Consider the following 25,184-nt stretch of genomic DNA (forward strand, 5'->3'; position numbering starts at 1 on the left):
TCGAGAGCCCCCTCCACCCTGCTTCGCATGGTCCCCCTCCCCGTGCCGGGGAGGATCGAATTAGTCATCGCTCGGAATCCCAAAGGTCCGCGCGCCTTCGCTGAGGCGCTCGACGCACTCCGCGATGTGATCCTCGTTGATCACCAGCGGCGGCAGGACGCGGAACACGTTCTCGCCAGCCGCGACCGTGAGCAGCCCGTGATTGTCGCGCAGATGGGCGACGAAGTCGCGGCTCACCGCCGGGTCCTTCATCTTGATGCCGAGCATCAGCCCCTTGCCGCGGATCTCCTCGAACAAATGATCGTGGTTGGGGATCATCTGCTCGAAGGCCTGGCGCAGCCGCTCGCCCATCTTGGTGACATGGTCAAGGAAGCCGTCCTCGAGCATCACGTCGAGCACCGCCTGGCCCGCCGCCATGGCGAGCGGGTTGCCGCCATAGGTCGAGCCGTGGGTGCCGATCACCATGCCCTTGGCCGCTTCCTCGGTCGCGAGGCAGGCGCCGAGCGGGAAGCCGCCGCCGATGCCCTTGGCGACGGTCATGATGTCAGGGGTGATGCCGTAATGCTCATAGGCCCACATCTTGCCGGTGCGGCCATAGCCGCACTGGATCTCGTCGAGGATGAGCAGCAGGCCATGTTCGTCGCACGCCTTGCGCAGCCCCTGGATGAACTCCGGGGTGCCCGCGGTCATGCCGCCCTCGCCCTGCACCGTCTCGACCAGGAAGCCGGCGGTCTCGTCGTCGATCTTGGCGAGCGCGCCTTCGAGGTCGTTGAACTTCACATAGTCGAAGCCCGGCAGCAGCGGCTCGAAGCCGTCACGCATCTTGGGCTGGTCGGTCGCCGAGATGGCCCCCAGCGAGCGCCCGTGAAAGGCGTTCTTGAAGGTGATCAGCTTGTGGCGCTGCGGATTGCCGTTGGCGAAGTGATAGCGGCGCGCGGTCTTGATCGCGCACTCGATCGCCTCGACGCCCGAATTGGTGAAGAACACCGTGTCGGCGAAGCTGACGTCGATGATCCGCTGCGCCAGCGCCTCGCCCTGGGGGCTGCCATAGAGGTTCGACACATGCATCAGCGTGGCGACCTGGTCCTGCAGCACCTTGGTCAGGTGCGGATGGCCATGCCCCAGCGCGTTGACCGCGATGCCGGCGGCGAAGTCGAGATACTTCTCCCCGCGCTCGCCATAGAGGTAGACGCCCTCGCCTCGCACCGGCCGCACAGCGCACCGCGGGTAGACGGGCATGAGCGGGGTGATCGGCATTGGTACGGTCCTCCTACGGAAAAGCTCGGAAACGAGACTCCAGAAACGCAAAAGGGCGGCCTATCGGGACCGCCCGAGGCGGGTGTTTACGAGGGGCGGCCGGGAGGCGTCAATAATCGTTTGGGCGCAGGGCATGCCGGGGCGTTATCGCGCCCGCACCGCGCTCAATTCTTGATCTTCCACCCGCGCCGCAGCAGCGTGTAGCAGATCAGGCCGAGCACCGCGTCTAGCCCGAGGATCGCCAGGCTGCCGACCAGGATCGGCGAATCGGCCACGCCGATGAAGCCGTAGCGGAAGCCCGAGATGATGTAGAAGAACGGGTTGGCGTGGCTGACCGCCTGGAAGGCCGGGGCGAGCCGCTCGACCGAATAGAAGGTGCCCGAGAGCAGCGCGAGCGGCGCGACGACGAAGTTGGTCACCGCGGCGGCGTGATCGAACTTCTCCGCCCAGATCGAGGTCAGCACGCCCAGGCAGGCGAGCAGCACCGAGCCGAGCAGCCCGAACCACAGCACCGCCCAGACATGGTGCGGCACCGCCTCGGCGCCCAGATAGACGAGCATCGCCAGCCACACTGCGCCGCCGACCATGAACGCCCGGGTCACCGCGCCGGCGACGATCGCGAACAGCAGCTCGGCGGTGGAGAGCGGCGGCATCAGATAGTCGACGATCGTCCCCTGGATCTTGCCGACGAGCAGCGAGAAGCTGGAATTGGCGAAGGCGTTGTTGAGCATGCCCATCACGATCAGGCCGGGGGCGATGAAGGCGGCGAACGGCACGCCGATTCCACCGACATGCACGGCGCCGCGCGACCCCAGCGCGGTGGTGAAAACCACCATCAGCATGAGCTGCGAGATCGCCGGCGCCCATATCGTCTGGAGCTGCACCTTGAAGAAACGGCGCACCTCCTTGATATAGAGGGTGCGCAAGCCTCCCCAGTTGACGTTGCGGATAACCGGAACGCCGGGCTCGGGAAGCTGTTGACCGATTTCGGGCTGGCTGCTCATCGCAGGTTCGCGTAACGGCTGCGTGCGCCGCCTGCAAGGTGAAGGAAGAGAAGTTTTGAGCTGGACCGAAGAGCGTATCGATACGCTGAAGAAGATGTGGGACAGCGGTCTGACCGCAACCCAGATCGCCGAGGAGCTGGGCGGCGTGAGTCGCAACGCCGTGATCGGCAAGGCGCACCGCCTGGGCCTGCCCGCCCGCCCCTCGCCGGTGAAGCCGAACGAGCCCAAGGCCGCAGCCGAGCCCAAGGCAGCGCCGGCACCCCGCGCGCCCGCGCCCGCCGCCGCGCCGACACCGGCGCCCGCGCCGCGCGCCGCGGCCCCCGTCGCCGCGCCCGCGGACGATTCGGACGACGACGCCCCCGCGGCGCCGGTCAAGCCGAGCGGCCCCGTGCTCCGCTCGGTCGGCCCCGGCGGCTTCGTGCGCCAGAACCCTGGCGAGCAGAGCCCGCCGATCACCCCGGCCCCGCCGCGCCGCCTCGTGCCCGCGCGCCCAAGCGAAGCGATCGCCGGCAAGACCAGCCTGCTCGATCTCAACGACAAGATCTGCAAATGGCCGCTCGGCCATCCGGGCGAGCCGGACTTCCATTTCTGTGGCGACAAGGTGAACCCGGGCTTCCCCTATTGCGTCGATCATTGCGGCCACGCCTATCAGGCGCAACTGCCCCGCCGCGATCGCCGCCCGCCGCCGCCGCTGCCCTTTGGCGGCCCGCGCGTCCGCTGATCCACATTCGGGCCGCGGAGCGATCCGCGGCCCGATTTGCGTCACCCGTCCGGGGTGAACAGCCCCTGCACGCCGGTGAGGATCGCGATGATCCCAAAGATCGCGAGCAGCAGCCCGCGGCCGCTGGTGCCGCCCTGCGGCGCGGGGCGGCTGGTCAACCGGTCCCAGAGCAGCGCCAGCCCGACGCCGATGCCGACGATCTCGAAATGGAAGACGTGCGGGCCGCTGGTCAGGTGGACGATCAGCCAATAGCCGCCCGCCGCGAGCGCGACCACGCCGACGATCCAGCCGAACGGCGCCAGCCTGCCCGCGAATCGGGCGAGATCGTCACCCACGCGTGGCGACTGGGCGAGCAGCGCGGTGGCGAGCAGGAAGCCGCCCAGGATGTTGGCGAGGTCGAGGAGCAATGCGATCATCTGGCCCGAACGCGCATGCGCCCGAATGGGTTCGCCGCCCCGATTAGGTAGTTTCGGGAGCGGCATGGTTTACGCGTTCGAAACCTTGGGCGCGCTACGCGGGCGCAATGGACCGTTTCGGAGCAATTCTCGCGCGCCATGCGCTGACCGCGCAGCTCGCGCTGGTCGGGCTGGCGCTGGTGTGCGCGGCGTTCTGGCCGCCGAGCCAGGGACGCATGCTGCTGGTGCCGATCGGCCCCGGCGCCGCGCATATGCTGGCGCGCGCGGTGGATGGCGGCGCCCGGTTGCTCGGGTCCGGCCCCTTCCCCGGCAGCGTCGTCGTCAGCGGTGACCATCTCGCGCTCTCCGCGGCACTGGGCAGCGAACCCGTGCTGATCCTCGCCGCGCCGCCGGCGCTCTGCGGGAGTGCGGCGGCATGAGCGAGATCGATCGCCTGCGCCGCCGCGGCGTCGAGATGCTGGTCATCGCCTCCTGGGCGACCGTTGCCGTGGTCTTCGTGCTCGGCCTGTTGCTGCGCGGCAGCCAGCGCGAGTGGATCACCTTGCTCCTCGGTGCCGCCGCCAATGTCGCGCCGACCATCGTCGCGCTGCGCCACCGCTACGATGCCTCCGCCCGGATGATCGTCGGCACGCTCGCCGCGATCCAGCCCGCGCTCGCCGTCTATGCGCTCACCGGCCATGCCTGGCAGATGGACGCGCACATGTATTTCTTCGTCGGGCTGGCGGCGCTGACGCTGCTCTATGACTGGAAGCCGATCGCGCTCGCCTGCGGCCTGATCGCGGCCCACCACATCATCTTCCAGCTCGCCCTGCCCGCCTGGGTGTTCGAGGGTGGCGGCGATTTCGGCCGGGTGATCTTCCACGCCGTCGCGGTGCTGCTCCAGTTCGCGGTGCTCGCCTATCTCACCACCCAGCTCTGCCGCCTGATCGAGGCGCAGGACGAGGCGCGCGCGCAAAGCGAGCTCTATGCCAGGGACGCCACTGCGCGCCGCGACGATGCCGAAGCCGCGCTCATAGCGATGCGCGCCGCCGAATCGCGCGAGCGCACCGAGCGCGACCGCCGCGAGGCGAGCGAGCGCGGCGCGAGTGCCGAGCGCCGCCGCGAGATGCTCGCGCTCGCCACCGCCTTCCAGGAATCGGTCGCCGAGACGGTGCGCGAGGTGACTCGCGCCGCCAGCGACCTCGATCATTCGGCGCATTCGCTCAACACGCTCGCGCACAAGGCGAGCGGCGACCTTGCCGCCACCGTCCATATCGCCACCCAGGCATCGGAAACCGCCGGCGGACTCGCCAGCGGCGTGCGCCAGCTCTCCGCCTCGATCATGGCGATCGCCACCAGCGTCGACCAGCAGGCGACGCTGAGCGGCGCGGCGCGCGGCGTCTCGCGCTCGGGCGAAAGCGCGGTGCGGGCGCTGGCGCAGCGCGCGGGCACGATCACCGGCTTCGCCGAATCGATCCAGGAGATCGCAGCGCGCACCAACCTGCTCGCGCTCAACGCGACGATCGAAGCGGCGCGCGCCGGCGAGGTCGGCCGCGGCTTCGCGGTGGTCGCGCACGAAGTGAAGGCGCTCGCCAACCAGACCGGCCACGCCACCGACGAGATCCGCTCGCTCGCCGGCACGGTGGCGGGCGACGCCAGCGAGGCGCATGACGCGCTCGACCAGATCGCCAGCACCGTCGCCGAAGTCGCCGTCGCCGCCGAGGCGATCCGCGCCGAAGTCGACGGGCAGCGCCAGGCCGCCGGCATGATCGAGGCGACCGCGCACGACACCGCCGTCGGCGCCACCCGCATGGCCGAGCGCATCGGCGCCGTCGCCGCCGTGGCGAGCGACACCGAGGCGCTGTCCGAACGCGTCGCCGATGCCGCGACGGGGCTTTCGGAAGCCGCCGCCGCGCTGGAAGCGGCAACGGGCAAGTTCATCGAGCAGCTGAAGGCGGCGTAGCTTTCTAATTCCTCCCCGAGCTCGTCTCGGGGAGGGGGACCATCGCGAAGCGATGCTGGAGGGGCACGCCGGGTAGAGGAATTGCCGTCCTCCGCTTGCGCCCGTCACCGCACACCCCCTATACGTTCTCCATGGCTGCTGAAGACTTGTTTGCCGCGCCGGGCGTGCCCTCCGGCACCTATGACGCTTCCTCGATCGAAGTCCTTGAAGGGCTGGAGCCGGTCCGGCGGCGCCCGGGCATGTATATCGGCGGCACCGACGAGCGCGCGCTGCACCACCTCGCCGCCGAGATCCTCGACAATGCGATGGACGAGGCCGTCGCCGGCCATGCCAACCGCATCGAGGTGCTGCTCGAAGCCGGCAACCGCATCACCATTACCGACAATGGCCGCGGCATGCCGATCGACCCGCACCCCAAATTTCCCGACAAGTCGGCGCTCGAGGTGATCCTCTCGATGCTGCACTCGGGCGGCAAGTTCTCGGGCAAGGCCTATGCGACCTCGGGCGGCCTGCACGGCGTCGGCATCTCGGTGGTCAACGCGCTGTCGATCGACACCACCGTCGAGGTCGCGCGCGACCGGCAGCTCTATCGCCAGCGCTTCAGCCAGGGAAAGACGCTCGGGCCGCTCGAGCATCTCGGCGGCACGCCCAATCGGCGCGGCACCTCGGTCAGCTTCGTGCCCGATGTCGAGATCTTCGGCGAGATGCTGTTCAAGCCGACCCGGCTCTACAAGCTGGTCCGCTCCAAGGCCTATCTCTTCGCCGGCGTCGAGATCCGCTGGAAGTGCGATGCCGAGCTGATCAGCGACGATACTCCGCCCGAAGCGGTGTTCCAGTTCCCCGGCGGCCTCGCCGATCACCTGAAGGAGCAGCTCGGCACGCGCGAATGCGCCACCGCCGACTTCTTCGCAGGGCAGCAGGACTTCCCCGGCGAGAATAACGGCAGGGTCGAATGGGCGATCGCCTGGCCGCTGTGGAGCGACGGCTCGTACAGCTGGTATTGCAACACCATCCCGACGCCCGATGGCGGCACGCACGAAGCCGGCCTGCGCGCCGCGCTGACCAAGGGCATCCGCGCGTTCGGCGATCTGATCGGCAACAAGAAGGCCAAGGACATCACCGCCGACGACATCATGGTCGGCTCCGAGCTGATGCTGTCGGTGTTCATCCGCGATCCGCAATTCCAGTCGCAGACCAAGGACCGGCTGACCTCGCCCGAGGCGACCGCGCTGGTCGAGAAGGCGGTGCGCGACCATTTCGACCATTTCCTCACCGACAACATGGACCGCGGCAAGGCGCTGCTCGGCTATGTGCTCGAGCGGATGGACGACCGGCTGCGCCGCAAGCAGGAGCGCGAGGTCAAGCGCAAGACCGCGACCAGCGCGCGCAAGCTGCGCCTGCCCGGCAAGCTCACCGATTGCTCGGCCGATGATCCCGCGGGCACCGAGCTGTTCATCGTCGAGGGCGATTCGGCCGGCGGCTCGGCCAAGCAGGCGCGCGACCGCAAGACCCAGGCGATCCTGCCGATCCGCGGCAAGATCCTCAACGTCGCCAGCGCGACCAGCGCCAAGATCCTGGCCAACCAGGAAATCGCCGACCTGATCCTCGCCATGGGCTGCGGCACCCGCAAGGACTGCGACCCGGCGAATCTGCGCTATGAGCGGATCATCATCATGACCGACGCAGACGTGGACGGCGCGCATATCGCCACGCTGCTGATGACCTTCTTCTTCCAGGAAATGCCCGAGCTGGTCCGCCAGGGGCATCTCTACCTCGCCCAGCCGCCGCTTTACCGCCTGACCGTGGGCTCCAAGTCGCTCTATGCCCGCGACGACGCGCACCGGATCGAGATCGAGAACACGGCGTTCAAGGGCAAGAAGGTCGAGGTCAGCCGGTTCAAGGGCCTGGGTGAGATGAACCCCAACCAGCTCAAGGAAACCACGATGGACCCGGCGACGCGCGGCATGCTGCGCATCACGCTTCCCCAGGAATATGAGGAGCGCGCGGGCGTGAAGGACCTGGTCGACCGGCTGATGGGCAACAATCCGGCGCACCGCTTCGCGTTCATCCAGGAGAATGCGGCGCGGCTCGACGAGGAAGTGATCGACGCCTGAGCGGGCGCGCAATAATCTTGATATCATGATTTACCGCGCGTAGAAGCGGCGCATCTCCAGCCGATGAGGCCCATGATGCGCCTGCTCCCGTGTCTCGCCGCCCTGCTCCTCGCCGCGCCCGCCACCGCGCAGACCGCCGCGCCGCCGCCGGCCCCGAGCCAGCCCGCCAAGGCCGATCCCGCCTTTACCGAGCGGGTCAACCAGCTGCCCGGGCTGCTCGCCGGCAAGGTCAGCTATGACGAATATTTCACCCCCGCCTTCAAGGCCGCGGTGCCGCGCGAGAAGTTCGCACCGGTGATCGCCCAGTTCGCCGCCGCGGGAGTGACCGGGGTGGAGCGGATCGACCAGGCGACGCCGTGGCAGGCGACCGTCCAGGTCGGGCTGCGCGAGGCGGTGGCGACGATCAAGATCGCCGTCGATCCCGCTGCGCCGCACCAGGTGAGCGGACTGCTGATCACCGGCAGCGCGCTGCGCGACACCGGCAAGACGCCCGCCACGCCGGCCGAGGCCGTGGCCGAGATCCGGACGCTGCGCGGCTCGGCGGGCTTTGCGGTAGCCAAGCTCGGCGCGGGCGCGCCACAGCTGATCCAGGGCTACAACCAGGACAGGCCCTATGCGATCGGCTCGGCGTTCAAGCTGGTGATCCTGGCCGAGCTGGTCCGCGCGACCAATGCGGGCGAGCGCAAATGGGACGATCTCGTCACGCTCGACGGCGGCATGCTGCCCGGCGGCGGCTACACGATGAAGCCCAAGGGCACGCAGGTCTCGCTGCGCGAGCTGGCTACGCAGATGATCTCGATCAGCGACAACAGCGCGACCGATATCCTGCTCCACACGCTCGGCCGCGCCAAGGTCGAGGCGATGATGCCGGTGCTCGGCATCGCCGATCCGGCGCGCAACCGGCCGTTCCTCGCCACGCTCGACATGTTCAAGCTGAAGGGCGTGGCCGGGCTCGGCGACCGCTATCTGGCGCTGGGGGAAGCCGGGCGGCGCGCGCTGCTCGACGGCGAGGTCGCGGCGGTGCCGACGATCCTGATCGACCAGACCAGCTTCCAGACCAAGACGCCCAAGATGATCGACACGCTGGAATGGTTCGAGAGTCCGAACGACCTGGTCCGGGTGATGGACTGGCTGCGGCGCGGCACCGAAGCGAACCCCGATGCCCGCGCGATCCTGTCGAAGAACCCGGGCATGGCGCCCGATGCCGCGGCAAGGTGGCAGTGGATCGGCTTCAAGGGCGGATCGGAGCCCGGCGTGATGAACATGACCTATCTGCTCCAGGCGAAGGACGGCGCCTGGTATGTCGTGACCGGCAGCTGGAACGATCCCGCCAAGGAGGTCGAGCAGGGCCATTTCGCCGCGCTGCTCGGCAAGGCGGCGGAACTGGTGCCCTAGATCTCCCCGCGCATCCGGCGCTTGTGGTATTTGGTGCGCATGCCGATCCCCATCAGCATCAGCGCGAAGCCGAGGACGATCACCGTCAGCGTGATAACGTTGGGAATCGGCGTCCAATAGGCATTGACCAGGATCAGCACCGAGCCGAGCACGGCCAGCGCCACGCCGGCGCGGCGCGGACCCTTGGCGACCTGCATCAGCTCGCGGCGATAGGTGCGGCGCGCCTCGCGGTCGCGCAGGTCGGGGATCGGCCGGCTCAATTATTGCCTCCGATGATGTCGCCGAGCGGGCCGAGGATCGATCCCTCGCCGCGGTTCTGCCCGCCATTCGGCATCGCGGCGGCGAGCATCCGCCCGGCCAGGCGCGAGAAGGGCAGCGATTGAATCCATACCTTGCCCGGCCCCCGCAGCCGCGCGAAGAACAGCCCCTCGCCGCCGAAGAACACGCTGCGCACCCCGCCGGCGGTCACCAGGTCGAAGTCCACCGAAGGCGTGTAGGCGGCGAGGCAGCCGGTATCGACGTGGAGCTCCTCGCCCGGGGCAAGCTCGCGCTCGACGACCATGCCGCCGAACTGGACGAACACCCAGCCATCGCCGTCGAGCCGCTGCATGATGAAGCCTTCGCCGCCGAACAGCCCGGTCATGATCCGGCGCTGGAAGGCGATGCCGATCGACACGCCCTTGGCGGCACAGAGAAAGGCGTCCTTCTGGCAGATCAGCGTGCCGCCGATGCTGTCCAGCTTGAGCGGCACGATCGCGCCAGGCACGGGGGCCGCGAAGGCGACGCGCGCCTTGCCCGAGCCATTGTGGGTGAACACGGTGGTGAACAGGCTCTCGCCGGTGACGAGCCGCTTGCCGGCGCCGAGCAGCGCGCCCATGAAGCCGCCGCTCTGGCCGCTGCCGTCGCCGAACACCGTCGACATGCCGATGCTCGCGTCCTTCCACACCAAGGCGCCCGCCTCGGCCACCGCGCTCTCGCCGGGATCGAGCTCGATCTCGACGAACTGGAGCTCCTGGCCCTTGATCTCGAAGTCGATATCGTCGGCCACGCCGGCGCTGCGGCTGTGGCTCCACGGATTCTGCGGCATGGGGTCCCTCCTCTGCGAAGCCCGATCCATAGCTTTGCGCCGCCGCGACGCCAATCGTTCTGGACAGGTTCAGGGAAGCTCTGTTCAACTGGCCGCGATACAGGGGAGAATGGTGATGCGTGCGCTTGCGTTACTGATGGCCATCGCGGCGGCAACGCCCGCCTTCGCGCAGCAGGAAGCCGGCCAGGACGCCGGTTCGGCGATCGTCGTCACCGGCAAGAGCCTTTCGGACACCGAGAAGCAGCTCAAGGACTGCCTCGCCCGCCACTGCCCGCCGATGGAGGACATGGAAGCGAGCATGGGCCATGCCGAGAACCAGCTGCTCGCCGGCGACTATCTCGGCTCGCGCGACACGCTGGCCGCCGCGCATGACCGCAACGTCTCCCACGCCAAGGAATTCCCGCTCGAATTCTCCGATCTCGAGCGCGCCTTCGGCCGCGTCACCGATCTCAACGGCAAGCCCGAAAGCGGCAAGCTCCACCAGATCGTCTCGTTCGAGACGCTCAAGCAGGGCTTTGGCGACGCGGACAGCCGCGCGCTGATGCAGCAGCTCGCCACCGGCGACGCGTTCGCCCAAGGCGGCCGCATCCGCGCGGCGACCGACATCTACCGCGAAGTCGCCAAACGCGCCCGCGCCGAGGGCAAGCCGCAGCTCGCCGGCATCGCGATGTTCCGCGAGGCAGTGCTCTACACCTCGATCTCCACCGTCGACTTCACCTATCGCGACACGGCGCGCGACGCGATCCGCGCCATCCTGAAGACGCGCGAGCCCGAGCTCGAGGAAACCCGCGTCGCGGCGGGTGTGCTCCAGGCGCGGCTCGCCAAGGAACGGGGCGACGACGCGGCGATGGAGCGGGAGATCGCCAAGCTCGCCGGCAAGGGCTTCAAGACGCCGGTGCTGGTCTATGACGAGCCGCTGTACCGCGATCCGCCGCCCGTCGGCCGCTTCAAGCGCGACCTGCAGAGCAACCCCGAATGGGTCGATATCCGCTTCCGGATCGATGCGAGCGGCCATGTCCGCGATGTCGAGCAGATCCGCCAGTCGCCCGAGCTGACCATCGCCTGGGCCGACCGGATCCGCGAAGTGATCGGCCGGCGGCGCTATGTGCCGCTCGACCTGCCGCCGGGATCGGAAGGCCTCACTCGCATCGAGCGCTACACCATGGTGTTCGACATGGCCGGCGTGGTCACCGGCACCCATATGCCGACGCGCAAGGCCACCCCGCGCTTCACCTCGCTCGATATCACGCCCGAGCCGCCGGCCGGCAGCAGCGACTGAGCCGCGCTCAGCTCGCCAGCGAGTCGACCAGCGTCTTGACCTTCTTCTGGCGCCACTGCGGCAGCGGCGCGACCAGCCAATAGCCGAGCTTCGAGCTCTTGGGCTCGCCGACCACGATCACCCGGCCCGATTCGATATCGGCGCGCGCGAGCAGCTCGGGCACGGTCGCGCGCCCCAGCCCCTCGGCCGCCGCATCGAGCGCGAGCCCGGCATCGGCGACGCGGACCAGCGATCCGGCATCCTCGGCCATGCATCCGGGCCAGGAGATGCGCACGTCGATGCTGCCGCCCGGCCGCTCGACCATGACCATCCCGTCGCTCTCCAGCGCCTCGCCCTCATGCTCGCCCGGCCCTTCGCCCCAGCGGATCGCCAGGTCGAGATTGGCCTCGGTGAAGTCGAGCGCGTCGTCGGCGGGAACCAGCACGAAGCGCAGGTCGCTGTCGATGCGGGCGATCTCGGCGAGGCGCGGCATCAGCCACTTGGCGGTGAGGTCGCGCGGCGCGGCGATCGTCAGCGACTTGGACGATTGCCCCGCCTGCATCGCGCGCACGCTCTCCTCGAACTGGAGGAAGCCGGCGCGCAGCGCGACCAGCCCGGCCTCGGCCTCGGGCGTGAGCTCGAGCCCCTTGGTGGTGCGGCGGAACAGCACGACGCCGAGCGTATCCTCGAGCGCGCGGATCTGCTGGCCGACCGCCGCCGGCGTCACCGCCAGCTCGTCCGCCGCGCGGGTGAAGCTGAGGTGCCGTGCGGCAGCATCGAGCACGCGCAGGCCGTTGAGGGGGAGATGGGTCCGCTTCATTCCGCCACCGCCGGCGCGGTCAGCGCGAACTTGGGTATCGCGACGTCGAACGCCGAACCGTCTTCCCCGATCATGTGATAGCTGCCCTGCATGTTCCCGGTCGGCGTGCTCAGCGGGCAGCCCGATACATAGTCGAAGCTCGCGCCCGGCCCGATCATCGGCTGCTCGCCGACGACGCCCTCGCCCTCCACCGTATGGCGCGAACCGCGCCCGTCGGTGATGATCCAGTGGCGCGTCAGCAGCTGCACGGTCACCGACGAGCTGTTCTCGATGCGGATGTGATAGGCCCAGAACCAGCGGCCGCGATCGGGCTCGCTCTGTTCGGGCAGGTAGCTCACCGACACGCGCACGGTGATCCCGCGCGTCTCCGACGCATCGGTGAACAGCGCGTCCATCACAATCCGGCGGCCCTCAACGCCTGGTCGAGATCGGCGATCACGTCGATGGGGTCCTCCAGCCCGACATTGAGCCGCAGCATGCCCTCGGTCACGCCCATCTCCAAGCGCTTCTCCTCCGCAACGCCGGAATGAGTAGTCGAGCTGGGATGCGTCATCAGCGAACGCGAATCGCCGATATTGTTCGAGATATCGACGAGTTCGAGCGCGTCGAGCAGCGCATGCGCCTGCGTGCGACCGCCATCGACCTCGAACGAGAAGATCGGGCCGGCCGCGTCCATCTGACGGTTGAACAGATTGTGCTGCGGGTGGCTGGGCAGCGCTGGGAAGTTGATCCGCGGCACGCGCTGCTCGAGGAAGCTGCCGACCTTGAGCGCATTCTCGCTCTGGCGGCGGATGCGCAGGTCGAGCGTCTCCAGCCCCTTCAGCACCACCCAGGCGTTGAACGGCGACAGCGTCGGCCCGGTGTTGCGGTGGAAGGGCAGCAGCACGTCGTTGATGAACGCGGAGGATCCGGCGACCGCGCCGGCGAGCACGCGGCCCTGGCCGTCCATCATCTTGGTTGCGGAATAGGCCACCACGTCCGCACCGAACTCCATCGGCCGCTGCAGTGCGGGCGTCGCGAAGGCATTGTCGACCACGCTGGTGATGCCGTGCCTGCGCGCGATCGCGCACACAGCTTCCAGGTCGACCACGTCCATCGTCGGATTGGCCGGGGTCTCGAAGAAGAAGACCTTGGTGTTGGGGCGGATCGCATCCTCGAACTGCTGCGGGTCGCGCGCGTCGACCACCGTGGTCTCGACGCCGAAGCGCGGCAACAGGCTGTCGGTCAGCCAGCGGCACGATCCGAAGGCGGCGCGGCCCTGGACGATATGGTCGCCGGCGCTCACCTGGCAGAGGATCGCCGCGGTCATCGCCGCCATGCCCGATGCCATCGTCCGGCACGCCTCGGCGCCCTCGAGCAGCGCGATCCGCTCCTCGAGCATCTCCACCGTCGGGTTCTGCAGGCGCGAATAGGTCATGCCCTGCTGCTCGCCCGCGAAGCGCGCGGCGGCGTCGCCGGCACAATCATAGGCGTAACCGGAGGTGAGGAAGAGCGCCTCGCTGGTCTCGCCCCATTCCGAACGCGCGGTGCCCCCGCGCACGGCCTGGGTGGCGGGCTTCCAGTTGCGGGTGACGCTGCGATCTTGGCCGGTACGACGCTTCATAGTGCTGAGTGCTTTGCGGCTGGGGGGAGCGGGCGTCAACACCGGGCGTCCGCGTAACTTGTTTCGAACGCAAAACCTCGGCTTGCCGCCGCGCAACTTTCGGAAACCAAGTTCAGCATGACGGACGTGGAACGGTCGGCTAATCAACGCGCCATGCTCGATCGGATCAAGGCCCTAGGCAACCGCCCCTGGCTCGTCGCCCTGCTTCTCGCCATCGTCGCGCAGGCGCTGTTCCTGGTCCATCTCGACCAGCCGAGCGTGATCATGTTCGACGAGGTGCACTACCTCCCCGCCGCCCAGGCGCTGCTCGATCTGTCGGGCCCGCGCAACGTCGAGCATCCGATGCTCGGCAAGGAGCTGATCGCGGCGGGCATGGCGGTGCTCGGCGACAATCCCTTCGGCTGGCGCATCGCCTCGACGCTGGGCGGCACCGCGACCGTGCTCGGCGTCTTCGCCTTCCTGCTGCTGCTCACCGGGCGGATGCGCGCGGCTTTGGTCGGCGCGGCGCTGACGCTGCTCAACCAGACCGTCTATGTCCAGGCGCGCACCGGCATGCTCGACATCTTCCTCGGCTGCTTCCTCGTCTGGGCGCTGGTGATGGGGCTGTGGGCGATGCAGGGACGCAGTGCCCGGCAGGTCTGGTGGCGCTGGCTCGCCATGGGCGTGCTGCTCGGGCTCACCACCGCGGTGAAATGGGCGGGCGTGCCGTACATCGTGCTGGCGTCGCTCGCCTTCCTGGTGATCCGCGCCCGCGACGCGCGGCTGGCGAAGAAGCCGCTGCTCGCGGCGCTGTCAGGCAAGGACCAGCCGCACTGGCCCGGCCTGCCCGCGATCCCGGCGATCCTGGCGATGGGCGTGGTGAGCGTCGTCACCTATTTCCTCACCTTTCTCCCCGCCTTCTTCTACGCCACCGACCCGCTGACGCTGCCGGGGCTGTTCGCCCAGCAGATCCACATGTGGCAAATGCAGACGCAGATCCTGCCGCACCACACCTATCAGTCGAGCTGGTGGAGCTGGCCGCTGATGCTGCGGCCGATCTGGTATTTCTATGAATGGGACCGCGGCGCCCAGCGCGGCGTGCTGCTGATCGGCAATCCGCTGATCATGTGGGGCGGGCTGGTCGCGGTGCTCGCCTGCTACTGGGCCTGGGTTCGGGACAAGGCGATCAAGCCGCTGGCGATGGCGCTGCTATGGACGGCATCGCTGGCGATCTACGTCGTGATCCCCAAGTCGATCGGCTTCTATTATTACTACCACCCGAGCAGCATCTTCCTGTGCCTGGCGATCCCGGTCGCGTTCCTGCACTTCGACCGCGGCCGCAATCGCGGCTGGGAAGAGTGGTTCGTCGCGCTGTCGCTGCTGATGTTCGGCTATTTCTATCCGATCCTTTCCGGCGCGCCGCTCGCCGACAGCCAGGGCTTCGTCCACTGGATGTGGATCGGGAGCTGGCGCTAGGCCAGGCCGTCACCCCAGCGGGGTGACGGGTAAGCTCAGTACCGTCCCCAGACGAAGCGCGACGACAGCGCGAAGTTCCACACCGCGGCCACCGCGATCCCCGCCAGCGCCGCGAAGCGCCAGTCGCCGTGCTGGACGTTGTGGAGGAACGCCGCAACGCCGACATTCGCCGCCGCCCCGACGCCGCACACCACACAGAACGACACCCAGCCGCCGAGCATCGCCCGGGCGCCCTTCAGCCGCTGCTCGCGATAGGTCAGCGCGTTGTTGAGGAAGAAGTTGAACGTCATCGCCACCGCGGTGGCGAGGATGGTCGCGCCGACGAACGGCCAGTTCAGCCCTCGGAAGAACAGCGCCAGGATCACGAAATGCACGCAGGCGCCGAGCGCGCCGATGCCGGAGAACATCACGAAGCGCACCGGCACGACCCTGCCGAACATCCGGTCGTACAGCGCGATCAGATATTCCATCGCCACGACGTAATCGAGCTTGCTCTCGCCCAGCGCGCGCGTCCGGAACACATAGGGCAGCTCCAGGAAGTTCAGCGGCTTGTGCGACGCGGTCATGATGTCGAGCAGGATCTTGAAGCCGATCGCCGACAGCGTGGGCACCAGGTCGCGCACGATCACGGTGCGGATCATGAAGAAGCCGCTCATCGGATCGGACAGGTCGGCCTTGAGCACTTTGCGGGAAAGCTTGGTGGCGAAGGCCGACTTGGCGACGCGGTCGTCGTCCCACTCGCCGGTGCCGCCGCCATCGACGAAGCGCGAGCCGATCACCACGTCGAGCGTGGAATCGCCTTCGAGCGCGTCGAGCATCTTGGGCAGCAGCGTCTCGTCATGCTGCAGATCGCCGTCGATCACTGCGACGAACGGCGCTGCGGTGGCGCACATGCCCTCGATGCAGGCGGAGGACAGCCCGCGCCGGCCGATGCGCTGGATCACGCGCACCCGGCCGTCGCGCCGTCCCAGTTCGCGGGCGGCATCCGCCGTCCCGTCCGGGCTGTTGTCATCGACGAAGATCGCTTCCCAGTTACGCCCGGCCAGCGCCGCATCGAGCTTCTCGATCAGCAGCGGCACGTTCGCCCGCTCGTTGAACGTCGGGATGACGACCGCGAGCTCGAGCTGGTCTGGGATCATCCGAGCGCCTTCAGCACCGCATCGCCCATCTCGCTGGTCGACAGCGTGCCGCCGAGATCCGCCGTCCGCGCACCGCCGGCGAGCGCAGCGGCAACCGCGGCCTCGACCTTGAGCGCCGCTTCCTCATGGCCGGTCGAATGGCGCAGCAGCATCGCCGCGGACAGGATCGCACCGCACGGATTGGCCTTGCCCTGCCCGGCAATGTCGGGCGCCGAGCCGTGGATCGGCTCGTACATGCCATTGTCCCCGCTCCAGGCGCGCAGCGACGCCGAGGGCAGCATGCCGATCGAGCCGGCGCACATGCTCGCCTGGTCCGAGAGGATGTCGCCGAACAGGTTGCCGGTGACGATCACGTCGAACGCCGCCGGGGCGCGCACCAGCTGCATCGCGGCATTGTCGACATACATGTGAGTGACGTGCACGTCGGGATAGTCGGTCGCCATCTCGCTGACGACGTCGCGCCACAGCTGCGAGGTCTCGAGCACGTTCGCCTTGTCGACCGAGCAGAGCTTCTTGCGGCGGCGGCGCGCCATCTCGAAGCCGACCCGGGCGATGCGCTCCACTTCGACTTCGTTGTAGCTCATGATGTCGAAGCCCTGGCGCAGGCCTTCCGCGGTGTGGCGCCGGCCCTTCTCGCCGAAATAGACGTCGCCGACCAGCTCGCGGACGATGACCAGGTCGAGCCCCTGCACCACTTCCGGCTTGAGCGGCGAGGCGTCGGCCAGCGCGGGGAACAGCGTCGCCGGGCGGATATTGGCGAAGAGCTGCAGCTCGCGGCGCAGGCCGAGCAGCGCCGCCTCGGGGCGCAGCCGCCGCTCGAGCGCCTCGAAGCGCGGATCGCCGATCGCGCCGAACAGCACGGCATCGGCCTGCTTGGCGAGGGCGAGTGTCTCATCGGGCAGCGGCCGGCCGGTCAGCAGATAGGCCGCGCCGCCCACGGGCGCTTCCACGAAATCCAGGCCCAGCGCCAGCGCTTCGAGAACCCGGCGCGCCTCGCGCGTAACCTCGGGCCCGATCCCGTCACCGGGCAGAACAGCAATCAGCGGCAATGCAAGCTCCCCACGTCGTCGCGATCCGCTTTGCCGCCCTTGTGGCTCTTAGGCAACAGCGCGCTTCAACCGATCGACCAATCGCGCCCGTGCGGCGAGCAGCTCTGCGCCTTTTCCGATCAGCAGGTCGCGCTCGAGGAAGTGGCCGGTGAGCTTGAACCCGTCGAGGATATCGTCCCACCCGGCCTCGCCGCCCTCCACCAGGAAGCGCGGCAGGCGCAGCAGCCGGTTCTCATAGCCCTCCGCCCCGATCCGGCTGACCGCGATCCCGCTCTTGGGGCTGACGAACACGAGATCGTCGTTGCGACCGGTCGCCGCGCAATGCTCGAGGTCGAGCCCGAAGCCGAGCTCGGCAAGCAGCAGCAATTCGTAGCGCACCATCGCCACCGCCCAGCCGCGCGCCGCCGGCGCCGCCTCGATCGCCGCCAGCACGCCGCCCAGCGCGCCGTGCAGCCGCGGATAGGGCAGCCCCTCGGGCAGCGAGAAGGCAGTGAGCGCGGTCGCCCATTGGAAGGCCGCGGCGGGCAGCGCCTCGGAGAACATCGCCGCGCGGCTGTGGATCAGCTCCACCGTCAGCCCGGCCAGCGCATCCTCGGTCCGCGAGCGCCATTCGCCCTGCACGAGATTGGCGGGCTGGAGCACCGGCCGCAGCGCCCGGCCGTGCCCGCCACGGACATAGCCCGGCTGCACGCCGTCCGCTTCGGTGAACGCCCGCACGATCGCGCCATGCTCGCCATGCGCGCGAACGGAGAGGATGATGGCTTCGGCGCGGAGGTGCATGAGGGGACTATATAATTCCTCCCCGAGCTTGTCTCGGGGAGGGGGACCATTCGCGCAGCGAATGGTGGAGGGGCGCGCCGGCACCGGCGCGTTGCGCCGGCCCCTCCACCACGACGCTGGGCGTCGCGGTCCCCCTCCCCCAGCAAGCTGGGGGAGGAATTGAGTCAGCCCCGCCGCACCTTCTTGGCGAATTTGCCGAGGCCGGCTTTGTTCACCAGCGTCTTCGCCCCAGCCACCGCGCGGTTGAAGCCGCCCAGCGCAGCCATCGTCACGCGGTTCGCCAAGGAGGGCCGCAGCAGGAACAGGTCGACGCACTCCACCCCGCCGGTGGCGAACTGGCGCTTGTGCTGGCCCTCGCCTTCGGTGAAGTCGAAGCGGGAGAAGCTCCCCTCCTCGAACAGGTCGCGCATCGCCTCGAGCTGGAGCACCGCGCCCGGCGACAAGTCGTTGAACGCCGGATCGTGCCCGACATGCGAATAGAGCACCACGCCGCCCTCGATCACCGGGCAGTAGAGATAGGCCGCCGGCTCGCCTGCGATATATAGCAGCCAGGCGCGGACCTGGCCGGCGGCACCCTGCGCCAGCATCGTCGCGAGGAATTCGGGACTGTCCGGCAGCCCCGAGCCGAGCAGCCTTTCCTGATAGGTCCGGAGCGAGATCCGCCGGGCGACGTCGTGGAACGCCTCCAGCTCGTGCGGCGCGCGAAAGGCGCGGACATCGAGCTCGCCGCCGCTTTCGCCCGCGATCTTCTTCGCCTTGCGCTTGATCCCCTGGCGGGCATTGGACGACAGCCCGTTCCACCAGGCATCGAAGCCGATCCCGAAATCGGTGAAATAGCGGGTGTAGCGCTGGCGGACGAAGGGCAGCATGTCGCCCGATGCCTTGACCAGCGCCGGCACCAGATGCTCGGGCAGCGAGGTGACGACATAGCCATGCGCATCGCGCGGCAGCGGCGCCAGCACCGGCAGCCGGTCCGCGCGCGCCTGGTCCAGGCTCAGCGGAATGCGCACCAGGAAGCGCTGCACTGCCATCAGCGTCCGCGCACCGATCTCGAACTTGAGGCTGGTCGGCCGGGCCTGGGGTGCCGCCTCGGCGGCGACGTCGCTCATCGCGTTCACGCGGCGCGCTCCTCGACCAGGTTCGACCAGAGCTGCTCGGCCTGGCGCCAGCGCGTGCGGATCAGGCTCGGCCCGAGCGGCGCATCGTCCTGGCCGAGCGCCATCTTCGGCCGGTCGCCAAAATGTTCAGTCACCAACACTCCCCGGCGGCTGGCCAGCATCCGGCACAGCGCCTCGAAGCGCCGTACGTGCACGGCGTTAGGCCGCGTCCCGGCGCGATTTGCAAGCTCGAACCCGTGGCTGACGATCGTGACTGCCGAATGGCTGCGCACCACCGCATGGTCGAGCGCCGCGCGCATCTCGCCCGCCGAGAGCGCGCAGATCTGGAAATGGCGCAGATGTCCGGCGCGGTCCTCGATCAAGGTCACCGGCACTTCGATGATTCCGCGATGCTCGATCGGCGCGATCTGGCGCTCGCCCAGCCCGATCGCGCTCGGCCAGGGATGCTCGGAGCCGTTGTGGCTGCTGTCATAGACGAAGCCGAGCTGCGCCAGCGCCCCCAGCGTGTCGTCGCTCGCCGAATAGCTGCCCGAGCGGAACGCCACCGGCTCCGCCGCGCCGGCCGCGACCAGCATGTCCGATGCGCCGGCGATCAGCTCGACCTGCTCCGCGAAGCTGTAGTCGATCAGCTCGAACGCGCCGTAGCTGGTGCCCTTGTCGCCGGCATGCGCGCCGGTCCAGTTCGGGTGGAGGTGCAGCTGCACTTCCTGCCCGCCCTCGAGGATCGCGCCGACGACGCGCTTGATCGGCTCGAGGCCATAGACCAGCGCCGGCATCGGATCGACGAAGAAGCACGCCTTGAGATCGTGGCGGGCAAGCTGCTCGAGCTGCCAGCCGACGCCGACCTGCGCGGGCTCGAGCGAGCGCTGGACGATCGTATCGACATCAAGCCCGGCAACATGGTGCCGCCACATGATCTCGGTGTCGATCGTGATGAAGACCCGGGTAGCCATGCTGCCCGCTTAACGCAGGGGCGTGAAGAAAAGGCGAATGCGGGCCCTTCAATTCCTCCCCCAGCTCGCTGGGGGAGGGGGACCGCTGCCGCAGGCGGTGGTGGAGGGGCCGCCGCGAAGACGGCGGTGTTGCCATCGGCAAGCGGGCTCCGCGCCTGCGACGCGCGCCCTCCAACACTCGCTTCGCGAGCGGCCCCCCGCCCCGAGACAAGCGCGAGGAGGATTTATCAGGCCCTGATCCCCCACCGCGCATAATCCGCATCGACCTGCGGCGAGAGCAGCCGGGCGTCGGCGATGTCGGTCGCGCCTTCCTTCGTCTTGCCCATCCGGTTCCGCACCACGCCGCGCAGGAACAGCGTCGACGAGGCGGAGGGCCGCTGCTCGAGCGCCGCATCGAGATCGGCCAGCGCCTCGGCCAGCTTGCCCATGCGGAAATAGACCATCGCCCGGCTGTCGAGCGCGGCGGCGGTGTCGCTGCTCAGCTGGATCGCGCGGGTGCAGTCGGCGAGCGCGCTGTCGAGCTGGACGTTCAGCGTGCCCTTGATCCAGCAGCGATTGTTGAGCAGCTGGCCGTTGCCCGGCTTCTTCTCGATCGCCGCATCGCTCGCCGCCAGCGCACCCTCGGCATCGCCGGCGCGCGACAGCGCGGTCGCCTTGGCGGCGAGCAGCGCGGGCAGGTCCTCGCCTTCCTCGGCGATCTTTTCCTCGAGCATCGCCAGCGCCGCATCCTTGGCGCCCGTTTCGACCATCAGCGCGGTAAGCGGGGCGATCGTGGCGCTGTTGCCCGGATCCTGGTCGAGCGCGGCGCGATAGTCGGCGATCGCCGCCTTCTTGTTGCCGATCCGCTCATAGAGCGCGGCGCGGCGGCGATAGGTGGTGGCGTCCGCCTGGATCGCGATCGCCTTGTCGAGGTCGGCGATCGCCTTGTCGCGCTCGAGGATCCAGTTGAGGAAGTTCGCGCGCGCCACGTAGCGGGCGGCATCGTCGGGCTTGTCGGCGATATAGCTCGCATAGCGCTGGAGCACCGTGTCGTAGCGGTGCGCGGCCTTGGCGGCGGGCACGCCGTGCCAGGGCGAGGGATAGCCGGCCACGGTGCGCGCGCCGAGCCGGCGGTTCTTCACTTCGGCGAGCTGCGCGCGCGCCGTGGCGAAGTCGGCCGGGGCGATCTCGGCCCCGGTCTGCGCGGTCTCGAACTCGGCGGTCAGCACCGAGCCGGCGAGCGTCGCCTTGCGCACCACGTGCATGCCGCCGGGCAGGTCCGCCTCGAGCACGGGGTTGCCCTCGAACGCGAAGCCCGCACCGCCGTCGGGCAGCTGGATCCGCAGCGTCCGCTTCGAGCGCATCCCGATGCCGGTCTCCACCGGCACGTCCTTCCAGTTCGCGCGCGAGCGATCGGGCATGACGAAGCCGCTCGCCGGTCCGATGTCGTAGCGGTAGCGGCTGTCGGCATAGCCCCAGCGGACATTGGTGATGCCGCTCAGCTTGATCGTCGCGGTGCCCGCCGCCTCGTCGAACGAGAAGTCGCTCCCGGTAACGATCACTTCGCCGCCGCCGCCGGGCACCAGCTTCGAGAATTTCTCGCGCAGCTCCTTCTTGTCGCTGTTCGCGGCGATGCTGCGGACCGTGTCGACCACGCCGCCGCGCAGCAGGATCTCGGCCTCGAACGGCGCATCGAGGTTGATCCCGCCACGCAGGTCGATGTCGAGCGTGCCGACCTGCGCCGGCCGCGCCGGCACGCGGTTCGGCGTCTCCTCCAGCGCCGCGCCGGCCGCGCGCAGCGGCAGCACCCAGCCCGAGACCGGCACGTTGGCGATGTCCTCGAGATGCGTGCCGGCGCCGGTGCCGTCGAGCCACAGCGCCTGGCCGTTCACCCGGGCCGTGACTAAGACATGGTTGAACGCCGCCGGCGACGCCAGCCGCGCCGCGACCAGGTCGCCATTGCCCAGATTGGCGAGCACTGGCTCGGCCTCGATGCCCAGTTCGTGCAGGATCGCGAGCAGCAGCAGCGTCTTGGCCTTGCAGTCCCCATATTTGGTCGACCAGGTCTGGGCGGGCGTCTGCGGCACGTAATTGCCGTCGTCCATGCCCTTGAACAGATAGCGCACCTTGCCCTGGACCAGCGCGAGCGCCAGTGCCGTGCGGCGCAGCGGATCCTTCTCCGCGGCTGCGATCTTCGCCACCTCGGCGGCGAGCGGGCTGCCCGGCGCGATCAGCCCTTCGGTGCGGTAGAGCGGCTCCATCGTCCGCGACACCGATTGCCAGTCGGCAAAGGTCGTCGCCTCGACCAGCGGCGGCTTGAGGAAGCGCCCGGGGCTTTGCGGCGCCCCCGGCTGCTGGCGCACCACCGGCAGCTTGAACACCATCTCGTGCCAGCCGCCCGCATCATGCTGCTCGGGCGTAGCGCCTTCGAAATAGGTCTTCCACTTCACGTCGGTGCCCGTCGGCCAGAGCAGCCGGGTGCGGGCAAAGCCGATCTTGAGCGGCTCGGCGAAGATCGGCCCGAGCGCCACGACATTGCCCTTCAGCGTGGGGTCCTTCGAGGTGATCGAATAGCGCAGGTCGAGCACGTCACCGACCTGCAGCCCCTCGACCGCCAGCGTCGCGGTCAGCCGCCCGTCGAGCATCAGCCGCTCGAGCCCTTCCTCGCGCTGGATCACGCTGAACTTCGCGCCCTTCAGCGCATCGATCCGCTTGCCGCCACGCAGGATGTCGACGCCGTGGACGATCAGGTCGCCATGCGAGGGCTGCCAGTCGATCTTCACCGTGCCCGCTGCCGAGACGGTCTGGATCGTCGCCAGCCGCGCGGCGCGCTCGTAATAGGTCCAGTTCTGCCCATCGGCGATCCGCGCCTGGACGTCGCCGATCAGCATCATCGGCGCATCGTTGCCCAGGTTCGCGGCGGCCGGCTCGGGCGCCAGCTGCACCCAGGCGGGCACCGGCTGGTAGAGCGGCTTGTCCCCGGCATGCGCCACGCCCGACATGCCCAATAAAACGACCGGCACCAACAGCTTGCGAACCATGCGAATCCCCCAAAGCACCGCGCGCGAGGCTAGCGGCTGGCGCTGCGGCGGCAAGCGTTGGCTAGGGCGCTTTTGTGCCCGACTGATGTCTATCGCGCGTGGAAATAGTCATAGACCTGCTGCGCCACGCCGGCGCTGACGCCCGGCGCCTTTTGCAGGTCCTCCAGGCTCGCCGCGCGCACGGCCCGCGCGGTGCCGAAATGCATCAGCAGCGCCTTCTTGCGCGCCGGGCCGATCCCCGGAACCTCGTCGAGCGGGCTCGCCCCGATCGCCTTGGAACGCTTCTCGCGGTGCGCGCCGATCGCGAAGCGGTGCACCTCGTCGCGCAGCCGCTGGAGGTAGAAGAGCAGCGGCGAGTTGACCGGCAGCATCAGCTCGCGCCCGTCCATCAGGTGGAATATTTCGCGGCCGTCGCGCCCGTGATGCGGCCCCTTGGCGACGCCGACCATGCAGACGTCCTCGATGCCGAGATCCTCGAGCACCGCCTTGGCCGCGTTCAATTGCCCGCGCCCGCCGTCGAGCAGCACCAGATCGGGCCAGGTGCCGCCCTGGCGATCGGGATCCTCCTCCACCGCGCGGGCGAAGCGGCGGGTGAGCACTTCGCGCATCATCCCATAGTCGTCGCCGGCGATCGTCTCGGGCCGCTTGATGTTGAACTTGCGATACTGGTTCTTCTGGAAGCCCTCGGGGCCAGCCACGACCATCGCGCCCAGCGCATTGGTGCCCTGGATATGCGAGTTGTCGTACACCTCGATCCGCTCGGGCGGCTCGGGCAGCTCGAAGATATCCGCCACCTCGGCGAGCAGCTTGGCCTGGGTCGTGCCCTCGGCCAGCCGCCGGTCGAGCGCTTCCACCGCATTGCGCTTGGCCTGGTCGAGCAGCCGCCGCCGCGGGCCCCGCTGCGGCACGCCCAGCGCGACCTTGTGCCCGGCGCGTTCCCGCAGCGCTTCGGCAAGCAGGCTCGCTTCCTCCAGCGCGCGATCGACGAAGATGATCTTCGGCGGCGGCACTTCCTCGTAGAATTGCATCAGGAACGCGGCGAGCACCTCGTCCTCGCTCACTTCACTGGTGTGCGCGGGGAAGAAGCTGCGATGCCCCCAATTCTGCCCGCCGCGGATGAAGAAGGCCTGGATGCCCATCACGCCGTTCTTGTTGGCCAGCGCGAAGATGTCGGCATCGCCGACGCCCTCGGCGTTGATCGCCTGGCTGCCCTGGATGAAGGTCAGCGCCTTCAGCCGGTCGCGCAGGATCGCCGCCAGCTCGAAATCGAGATTCTCCGCCGCCGCCTGCATCTGTGCGCCGAGCTTGGCCTGGACCTGGGTCTTCTTGCCCATCAGGAAGTCGCGCGCGTCGTCGACCAGCTCCTCATAGGCCTCCGGGGCGATCCGGTCGACGCACGGCGCCGAGCAGCGGCGGATCTGGTAGAGCAGGCACGGCCGGTCGCGCGTGTTGAAGAAGCCGTCGGTGCAGCTGCGCAGCAGGAACAGCTTCTGCAGCGCGTTCAGCGTCTTGCGCACCTGCCCGGCGCCGGCGAACGGCCCGAAATAATCGCCCTTCACCTTGCGCGCGCCGCGGTGGAGCTGGATGCGCGGATAGTCGTGGTCGCGGCGCAGCAGGATGAACGGGAAGCTTTTGTCGTCGCGCAGCAGGACGTTGTAGGGCGGGCGGAAGCGCTTGATCAGCTGCGCCTCGAGCAACAGCGCCTCGGCCTCGTTGTTGGTGGTGACGATCGTCATCGAGCGCGTCTGCGCCACCATCCGCTGCAGCCGCTTCGAGAGGCGCATCACCTGGGTGTAGTTGGTCACCCGGTTCTTGAGCGCGCGCGCCTTGCCGACATACAGCACGTCGCCGCGCGCATCCTGCATCCGATAGACGCCGGGCCGCGCGGGCAGCGTCTTCAGCACGTTGCGGATCGCCGCCACCCCCGCCTCCAGGTCGGGCGCGTCGGCGCCGCGCACCGCATAGGTGGCGGTCTCTTCGTTGAAGCGGTTGGGCGAATTGGGATCGGACATCGTCGGATGGGATTTAGGCGCGGCTCCCGTCCGGGGCAACT

22 protein-coding genes are annotated in these 25,184 nt (G+C 68.8%); 7 read left to right on the forward strand and 15 right to left on the reverse strand.

Going from position 1 to position 25,184, the window contains the following annotated elements; genetic code table 11:
• Positions 1-60 precede the first annotated feature (60 nt).
• Together ABLE38_RS20490 and ABLE38_RS20495 are read right to left on the reverse strand one after the other, a co-directional pair.
• Positions 61-1,257: an aspartate aminotransferase family protein gene (locus ABLE38_RS20490; protein ID WP_348976109.1), complete on the reverse strand. Its 1,197-nt coding sequence runs from the start codon at positions 1,255-1,257 to the stop codon at positions 61-63.
• Between the two features lie 164 nt (positions 1,258-1,421).
• On the reverse strand, positions 1,422-2,261 hold the full coding sequence (locus ABLE38_RS20495; RefSeq protein WP_348976110.1) for an ABC transporter permease: 840 nt from the start codon (positions 2,259-2,261) through the stop codon (positions 1,422-1,424).
• Positions 2,262-2,316: 55 nt separating this feature from the next.
• Here ABLE38_RS20495 and ABLE38_RS20500 point away from each other — a divergent pair, with 55 nt between their 5' ends.
• Positions 2,317-2,982 carry a GcrA family cell cycle regulator gene (locus ABLE38_RS20500; protein ID WP_348976111.1) on the forward strand — a complete coding sequence of 222 codons (666 nt, stop codon included), beginning with the start codon at positions 2,317-2,319 and terminating at the stop codon, positions 2,980-2,982.
• 41 nt (positions 2,983-3,023) lie between these two features.
• Here the strand turns inward: ABLE38_RS20500 and ABLE38_RS20505 are convergent, their stop codons facing one another.
• On the reverse strand, positions 3,024-3,398 hold the full coding sequence (locus tag ABLE38_RS20505; RefSeq protein ID WP_348976112.1) for a hypothetical protein: 375 nt from the start codon (positions 3,396-3,398) through the stop codon (positions 3,024-3,026).
• Positions 3,399-3,505: 107 nt separating this feature from the next.
• On the opposite strand from ABLE38_RS20505, the gene ABLE38_RS20510 reads away from it, so the two are divergent.
• From ABLE38_RS20510 to ABLE38_RS20525, 4 genes are all read left to right on the forward strand, one after another.
• Positions 3,506-3,817, forward strand: a complete 312-nt coding sequence (locus ABLE38_RS20510) for a hypothetical protein (protein ID WP_348976113.1) — start codon at positions 3,506-3,508, stop codon at positions 3,815-3,817.
• Positions 3,814-5,340, forward strand: coding sequence for a methyl-accepting chemotaxis protein (locus tag ABLE38_RS20515; RefSeq protein ID WP_348976114.1), 1,527 nt, complete (start codon positions 3,814-3,816; stop codon positions 5,338-5,340). The genes ABLE38_RS20510 and ABLE38_RS20515 overlap by 4 nt, the downstream gene beginning before the upstream one ends.
• 131 nt (positions 5,341-5,471) lie before the next feature.
• On the forward strand, positions 5,472-7,454 hold the full coding sequence (gene parE / locus ABLE38_RS20520; protein ID WP_348976115.1) for a DNA topoisomerase IV subunit B: 1,983 nt from the start codon (positions 5,472-5,474) through the stop codon (positions 7,452-7,454).
• Between the two features lie 72 nt (positions 7,455-7,526).
• On the forward strand, positions 7,527-8,849 hold the full coding sequence (locus tag ABLE38_RS20525) for a serine hydrolase (protein WP_348976116.1): 1,323 nt from the start codon (positions 7,527-7,529) through the stop codon (positions 8,847-8,849).
• On the opposite strand, the gene ABLE38_RS20530 is transcribed toward ABLE38_RS20525, so the two are convergent.
• Positions 8,846-9,109 (reverse strand): hypothetical protein, encoded by a 264-nt coding sequence (locus ABLE38_RS20530; protein WP_348976117.1) that lies wholly within the window; start codon positions 9,107-9,109, stop codon positions 8,846-8,848. The two genes, ABLE38_RS20525 and ABLE38_RS20530, sit on opposite strands and share 4 nt — an antisense overlap.
• The gene (locus ABLE38_RS20535; RefSeq protein ID WP_348976118.1) at positions 9,106-9,936 is read right to left on the reverse strand and encodes a TIGR00266 family protein; all 831 of its coding nucleotides are present in this window, start codon (positions 9,934-9,936) and stop codon (positions 9,106-9,108) included. Before ABLE38_RS20535 ends, ABLE38_RS20530 begins: the two co-directional genes overlap by 4 nt.
• Before the next feature lie 115 nt (positions 9,937-10,051).
• Between ABLE38_RS20535 and ABLE38_RS20540 the strand changes: the two genes are divergently transcribed.
• Positions 10,052-11,215, forward strand: a complete 1,164-nt coding sequence (locus ABLE38_RS20540) for a hypothetical protein (protein WP_348976119.1) — start codon at positions 10,052-10,054, stop codon at positions 11,213-11,215.
• Positions 11,216-11,222: 7 nt separating this feature from the next.
• On the opposite strand, the gene ABLE38_RS20545 is transcribed toward ABLE38_RS20540, so the two are convergent.
• Genes ABLE38_RS20545 through ABLE38_RS20555 form a run of 3 tightly spaced genes read right to left on the reverse strand, consistent with a single transcriptional unit; the run spans position 11,223 to position 13,617 of the window.
• Complete coding sequence (locus tag ABLE38_RS20545) at positions 11,223-12,014, reverse strand: LysR family transcriptional regulator (protein ID WP_348976120.1); 792 nt, start codon at positions 12,012-12,014, stop codon at positions 11,223-11,225.
• On the reverse strand, positions 12,011-12,409 hold the full coding sequence (gene apaG / locus ABLE38_RS20550) for a Co2+/Mg2+ efflux protein ApaG (protein WP_348976121.1): 399 nt from the start codon (positions 12,407-12,409) through the stop codon (positions 12,011-12,013). Before apaG ends, ABLE38_RS20545 begins: the two co-directional genes overlap by 4 nt.
• Positions 12,409-13,617 carry an aminotransferase class I/II-fold pyridoxal phosphate-dependent enzyme gene (locus ABLE38_RS20555; protein ID WP_348976122.1) on the reverse strand — a complete coding sequence of 403 codons (1,209 nt, stop codon included), beginning with the start codon at positions 13,615-13,617 and terminating at the stop codon, positions 12,409-12,411. Before ABLE38_RS20555 ends, apaG begins: the two co-directional genes overlap by 1 nt.
• Positions 13,618-13,770: 153 nt before the next feature.
• On the opposite strand from ABLE38_RS20555, the gene ABLE38_RS20560 reads away from it, so the two are divergent.
• A complete protein-coding gene (locus tag ABLE38_RS20560; RefSeq protein ID WP_348976123.1) occupies positions 13,771-15,072 on the forward strand; it encodes a glycosyltransferase family 39 protein in 1,302 nt (433 codons plus the stop codon).
• A 35-nt stretch (positions 15,073-15,107) separates the two neighbouring features.
• Here the strand turns inward: ABLE38_RS20560 and ABLE38_RS20565 are convergent, their stop codons facing one another.
• The 7 genes from ABLE38_RS20565 to uvrC all read right to left on the reverse strand — a co-directional run bounded on the left by ABLE38_RS20565 (position 15,108) and on the right by uvrC (position 25,143).
• Positions 15,108-16,211 carry a glycosyltransferase family 2 protein gene (locus ABLE38_RS20565; RefSeq protein WP_348976124.1) on the reverse strand — a complete coding sequence of 368 codons (1,104 nt, stop codon included), beginning with the start codon at positions 16,209-16,211 and terminating at the stop codon, positions 15,108-15,110.
• Positions 16,208-17,260, reverse strand: coding sequence for a 3-isopropylmalate dehydrogenase (leuB, locus tag ABLE38_RS20570; protein WP_348976125.1), 1,053 nt, complete (start codon positions 17,258-17,260; stop codon positions 16,208-16,210). Before leuB ends, ABLE38_RS20565 begins: the two co-directional genes overlap by 4 nt.
• 48 nt (positions 17,261-17,308) lie before the next feature.
• The gene (recO, locus tag ABLE38_RS20575) at positions 17,309-18,040 is read right to left on the reverse strand and encodes a DNA repair protein RecO (protein ID WP_348976126.1); all 732 of its coding nucleotides are present in this window, start codon (positions 18,038-18,040) and stop codon (positions 17,309-17,311) included.
• 164 nt (positions 18,041-18,204) lie between these two features.
• On the reverse strand, positions 18,205-19,149 hold the full coding sequence (locus ABLE38_RS20580; RefSeq protein ID WP_348976247.1) for a GNAT family N-acetyltransferase: 945 nt from the start codon (positions 19,147-19,149) through the stop codon (positions 18,205-18,207).
• Positions 19,150-19,154: 5 nt separating this feature from the next.
• Positions 19,155-20,111 carry a polysaccharide deacetylase gene (locus tag ABLE38_RS20585; protein WP_348976127.1) on the reverse strand — a complete coding sequence of 319 codons (957 nt, stop codon included), beginning with the start codon at positions 20,109-20,111 and terminating at the stop codon, positions 19,155-19,157.
• A 227-nt stretch (positions 20,112-20,338) separates the two neighbouring features.
• Complete coding sequence (locus tag ABLE38_RS20590; RefSeq protein WP_348976128.1) at positions 20,339-23,131, reverse strand: DUF3857 domain-containing protein; 2,793 nt, start codon at positions 23,129-23,131, stop codon at positions 20,339-20,341.
• Between the two features lie 89 nt (positions 23,132-23,220).
• Positions 23,221-25,143 carry an excinuclease ABC subunit UvrC gene (uvrC, locus tag ABLE38_RS20595; protein WP_348976129.1) on the reverse strand — a complete coding sequence of 641 codons (1,923 nt, stop codon included), beginning with the start codon at positions 25,141-25,143 and terminating at the stop codon, positions 23,221-23,223.
• Between the last annotated feature and the right edge of the window lie 41 nt (positions 25,144-25,184).

Source organism: Sphingomonas sp. KR3-1 (genome assembly GCF_040049295.1).
Taxonomy (GTDB): Bacteria; Pseudomonadota; Alphaproteobacteria; order Sphingomonadales; family Sphingomonadaceae; genus Sphingomonas.

Bases quoted from the DNA above. Each gene is read 5' to 3' on its own strand.
- ABLE38_RS20545 (WP_348976120.1), bottom strand. From the start codon at position 12,014: ATGAAGCGGACCCATCTCCCCCTCAACGGCCTGCGCGTGCTCGATGCT.
- ABLE38_RS20495 (WP_348976110.1), bottom strand. From the start codon at position 2,261: ATGAGCAGCCAGCCCGAAATCGGTCAACAGCTTCCCGAGCCCGGCGTT.
- apaG (WP_348976121.1), bottom strand. From the start codon at position 12,409: ATGGACGCGCTGTTCACCGATGCGTCGGAGACGCGCGGGATCACCGTG.
- ABLE38_RS20525 (WP_348976116.1), top strand. From the start codon at position 7,527: ATGATGCGCCTGCTCCCGTGTCTCGCCGCCCTGCTCCTCGCCGCGCCC.
- ABLE38_RS20585 (WP_348976127.1), bottom strand. From the start codon at position 20,111: ATGGCTACCCGGGTCTTCATCACGATCGACACCGAGATCATGTGGCGG.
- ABLE38_RS20560 (WP_348976123.1), top strand. From the start codon at position 13,771: ATGCTCGATCGGATCAAGGCCCTAGGCAACCGCCCCTGGCTCGTCGCC.
- ABLE38_RS20590 (WP_348976128.1), bottom strand. From the start codon at position 23,131: ATGGTTCGCAAGCTGTTGGTGCCGGTCGTTTTATTGGGCATGTCGGGC.
- recO (WP_348976126.1), bottom strand. From the start codon at position 18,040: ATGCACCTCCGCGCCGAAGCCATCATCCTCTCCGTTCGCGCGCATGGC.
- ABLE38_RS20505 (WP_348976112.1), bottom strand. From the start codon at position 3,398: ATGATCGCATTGCTCCTCGACCTCGCCAACATCCTGGGCGGCTTCCTG.
- ABLE38_RS20515 (WP_348976114.1), top strand. From the start codon at position 3,814: ATGAGCGAGATCGATCGCCTGCGCCGCCGCGGCGTCGAGATGCTGGTC.
- ABLE38_RS20510 (WP_348976113.1), top strand. From the start codon at position 3,506: ATGGACCGTTTCGGAGCAATTCTCGCGCGCCATGCGCTGACCGCGCAG.
- parE (WP_348976115.1), top strand. From the start codon at position 5,472: ATGGCTGCTGAAGACTTGTTTGCCGCGCCGGGCGTGCCCTCCGGCACC.
- uvrC (WP_348976129.1), bottom strand. From the start codon at position 25,143: ATGTCCGATCCCAATTCGCCCAACCGCTTCAACGAAGAGACCGCCACC.
- ABLE38_RS20565 (WP_348976124.1), bottom strand. From the start codon at position 16,211: ATGATCCCAGACCAGCTCGAGCTCGCGGTCGTCATCCCGACGTTCAAC.
- ABLE38_RS20580 (WP_348976247.1), bottom strand. From the start codon at position 19,149: ATGAGCGACGTCGCCGCCGAGGCGGCACCCCAGGCCCGGCCGACCAGC.
- ABLE38_RS20490 (WP_348976109.1), bottom strand. From the start codon at position 1,257: ATGCCGATCACCCCGCTCATGCCCGTCTACCCGCGGTGCGCTGTGCGG.
- ABLE38_RS20535 (WP_348976118.1), bottom strand. From the start codon at position 9,936: ATGCCGCAGAATCCGTGGAGCCACAGCCGCAGCGCCGGCGTGGCCGAC.
- ABLE38_RS20540 (WP_348976119.1), top strand. From the start codon at position 10,052: ATGCGTGCGCTTGCGTTACTGATGGCCATCGCGGCGGCAACGCCCGCC.
- ABLE38_RS20555 (WP_348976122.1), bottom strand. From the start codon at position 13,617: ATGAAGCGTCGTACCGGCCAAGATCGCAGCGTCACCCGCAACTGGAAG.